General features: G+C 74.8%; 2 protein-coding genes and 1 tRNA gene. 1 reads left to right on the top strand and 2 read right to left on the bottom strand.

Annotated features, from left to right (window positions below):
- Position 1: 1 nt before the first annotated feature.
- Together IF01_RS0140680 and IF01_RS0140685 are read right to left on the bottom strand one after the other, a co-directional pair.
- Positions 2–75 (bottom strand) — tRNA-Met (locus tag IF01_RS0140680).
- A gap of 85 nt (positions 76–160) precedes the next feature.
- A complete protein-coding gene (locus IF01_RS0140685; RefSeq protein WP_030398667.1) occupies positions 161–1039 on the bottom strand; it encodes an alpha/beta fold hydrolase in 879 nt (292 codons plus the stop codon).
- Between the two features lie 112 nt (positions 1040–1151).
- On the opposite strand from IF01_RS0140685, the gene IF01_RS0140690 reads away from it, so the two are divergent.
- Positions 1152–3089 carry an AfsR/SARP family transcriptional regulator gene (locus IF01_RS0140690; RefSeq protein WP_030398668.1) on the top strand — a complete coding sequence of 646 codons (1938 nt, stop codon included), beginning with the start codon at positions 1152–1154 and terminating at the stop codon, positions 3087–3089.
- Positions 3090–3257: the final 168 nt, after the last annotated feature.

Genomic DNA, 3257 nt, shown 5'->3' on the forward strand with positions numbered 1-3257 from the left:
GTAGCGGGGACAGGATTTGAACCTGCGACCTCTGGGTTATGAGCCCAGCGAGCTACCGAGCTGCTCCACCCCGCGTCGGTGAACACGACCCTACGGCACGGGGTGGGCGAAAGCGAATCCCTTTCGACCGGGTCGCGTCGGCAGCACCCGAGCGGGAGGCTCAGCGGGCCAGCAGGCTCCGGATCGCGGCCGCGATCTCGTCGGGTGCCTCCTCGGCCATGAAGTGCCCGGCGCGGGTCAGCCGGTGGTCCAGGTCCGGCGCCCACGCCTTCCACACCGCGGCGGCGTCGTAGCCGAGTTGCGCGCCCCAGTCCTGCTGGACGACCGTCACGGGCATGGCCAGTTGCGACCCGGCGTCCAGGTCCGCCCGGTCGTGCGTGATGTCGATGTCCGCCGAGGCCCGGTAGTCCGCGACGATCGATGTCACCGCCGCGGCGCTCGCGCGCAGGTACTCGGCACGTACCTCCTCGGGCAGGGCGGTCGGGTCGTGGGCCCAGGCGTCGAGGAACGAGCCGAAGAACGCGTCCGCGCTGCCGGTGATCATCGCCTCCGGCAGGCCCGGCGGCTGCGCCATCAGGAAGAGGTGGTAGCCGACCGCCGCCGAGGCACCGCGCAGGACGTTCCACATGTCGAGCGTCGGCACGACGTCGAGGATGCCCAGGTGGGTGACGGTCTCGGGGTGGTCCAACCCGGCCCGGAAGGCGACCAGGGCGCCCCGGTCGTGGCCGGCCAGGGCGAAGCGCTCGTGGCCGAGCGCCGCCGTCAGGGCCACGACGTCGGCGGCCATGGTGCGCTTGGCGTACACCTCGGGGTCGGTGGCCGCCGGCTTGTCGCTGGCGCCGTAGCCCCGCAGGTCGGGAAGGACCACCGTGTGTTCGTCGGCGAGCCGCTCGGCGACGTGTCGCCACATCAGGTGGGTCTGGGGAAATCCGTGCAGCAGCACGACCGGACTGCCGCTGCCACCCACCGCGGCAGCCAGCTCCACACCGTCCGCGCCGGGCAGCCGGACGTGGTCGAAGCCAGGAATCGTGAGCGTCATGAGGGACCACCTTCTCGGGTCGGGGACTCGACGGGACCAGCCTGGGCGACGGCGATCAGCAGCCGATCAGTACGGCTGGGCGCGGTCTGCCTCCGGCACGGAGGATGGGGTCATGCGAATCGACGTGCTCGGCGCGGTGCGTGCCCTCCGCGACGACGGCGGCCCGGTCGACCTGGGCGGACCCCGCCATCGCGAGGTGCTCGCCCGGCTCGTCGCCGCCGAGGGGCGGACGGTCACCACCGACACCCTCGTCGACGACCTGTGGACCGACCCGCCCGCCCGCGCCGTGGGCGCGCTGCGCACGTTCGTCGCCGCGCTGCGCCGCGCCCTCGAACCCGAGCGACCGCCCCGCAGCCCGCCGCGCGTCATCGTCACCGAGGGCCCCGGCTACGCGCTGCGCATGCCGCGCGAGGAGGTGGACATCCACCGGTTCCAGGACGCCCTGGCCCGAGCCCGCCGCAACGCCGACGCGGTGACCGACCTCGGCGCGGCCCTCGCGTCCTGGCGCGGGCCCGCCTACGCCGATGTGACCGGCTCCGCATGGGCGCAGCGCGAGCGGGTCCGGCTGGAGGAGCTGAGGTTGGAGGGGGTGGAACTGCGCGCCCGGATCCTTCTCGACTCCGGGGAAGGGGCCGACCTCGTCGCCGAACTGGGTGCCCATGTCGCCGAACACCCGTGGCGCGAGCCGGCCTGGGAGCTGCTTGCCCGCGCGCTGTACCGCGCGGGCCGCCGGGCCGACGCGCTGGCCGCCCTCCGCCGCGCCCGCGCCATGCTCGTCGACCAGCTCGGGCTCGACCCCGGCGGCGGCCTGCAGCGCCTGGAGACGGACATCCTCAACGGGGCCGTTCCCCCCGAAGGAGCGGGTACCGCCTGGACCGGTCACGGTGTCCGGCTCGGCCCGCGCACCACCGTGGATCTGGCCCGCACCCTCGCCCTGGCGGGTGGCGACGCCCTCGTCCGCTCCCGGCGCGACCGTCTCGCCGCCATCAGTGCGGCGGAACGCACGGGAGACCTCTCCCTGACCGCCCGGATCATCGGCGCCTACGACGTGCCCGCCGTCTGGAGCCGGGCCGACGACCCCGAGCAGTCCCGCGCCGTGGTCGCGGCCGCCGAGCGCACGCTCACCGGGCTCGGCGCGGACGGCCCCGCCGACCTGCGCGCCCGCCTGCTGGCCACGGTCGCCGTCGAGAGCCGCAGCGCCGATCTGTCGGGGGCCGAGCTGGAGCGCGCGCGGCAGGCGGCGCGTCGGGCCGAGCGGTTGGCACGGGACCTGGCCGACCCCGCCCTGCTGGCCTTCGCCCTCAACGGGGTGTTCCTGCAGTCCTTCGGCAGCCCCGGGCTCGCGGCGGTACGGGACGGCACCGGCGCCGAGATCCTCGACCTGGCCACCCGGCACGAGCTGCCGAACTTCGCGGTACTCGGCCTCCTCGTCCGCCTGCAGTCCGCCTCGGCCCTCGGCGACCTCGACACCGCGACCTCGTACGCCGAAGCGGCCGACCGGCTCGCCGCCACCACCGAGGCGCCGCTCGTCCCCGTCCTCACCGGGTGGTTCAGGGCCCGGGCCGCAGCCGCCCGCAGTGCCGAATCCGGCGGACCAACCGCCGCCGCGGCGGCGGCGCACTACCGCGCTGCCGAGGACGCCCTCCGGACGGCCGGGATGCCGGGGCTGCACCGCGGCCTGTTCCCGCTCGCCCTGCTGGGACTGCGCCTGCTGCACGACCGGCCCGCGCCCACCGACCCGCAGCTCGACTGGGGCCCGTACCGACCCTGGGCGCGACCCCTCGTGCTGCTCGCCCAGGACCGCGGCGAGCAGGCCCGCACCGCCCTCGTCGCGGCGCCCGAACCACCGCGCGACCACATGCAGGAGGCCATGTGGTGCCTGACCGCCCGCGCTGCCGTACGCCTCGGCGAGCGCGGGATCGCCGCGCACGCCGCGGCTGCCCTGCGTGGTGCCCGTGCGGAACACGCCGGCGCCGGCAGCGGAATGCTGACCCTGGGCCCGGTGGCGCGGTACCTGGCCGAGGCGGAGGCATGCGCCGGAGCGGGATGAGCGACCGCAATTCCTGGATCGGAAAACGGCTCCGGAAAACGGCTTCGGAAACGGCTTCCGGGATGGCTTCGGGAACGGCGAAGGCCCGGAGGACGGATCCTCCGGGCCTTCGTTGCTACTGAGTAGCGGGGACAGGATTTGAACCTGCGACCTCTGGGTTATGAGCCC

The organism is Kitasatospora purpeofusca (assembly GCF_000718025.1).
Lineage (GTDB): Bacteria > Actinomycetota > Actinomycetes > Streptomycetales > Streptomycetaceae > Kitasatospora > Kitasatospora purpeofusca.

Bases quoted from the DNA above. Each gene is read 5' to 3' on its own strand.
- IF01_RS0140685 (WP_030398667.1), bottom strand. From the start codon at position 1,039: ATGACGCTCACGATTCCTGGCTTCGACCACGTCCGGCTGCCCGGCGCG.
- IF01_RS0140690 (WP_030398668.1), top strand. From the start codon at position 1,152: ATGCGAATCGACGTGCTCGGCGCGGTGCGTGCCCTCCGCGACGACGGC.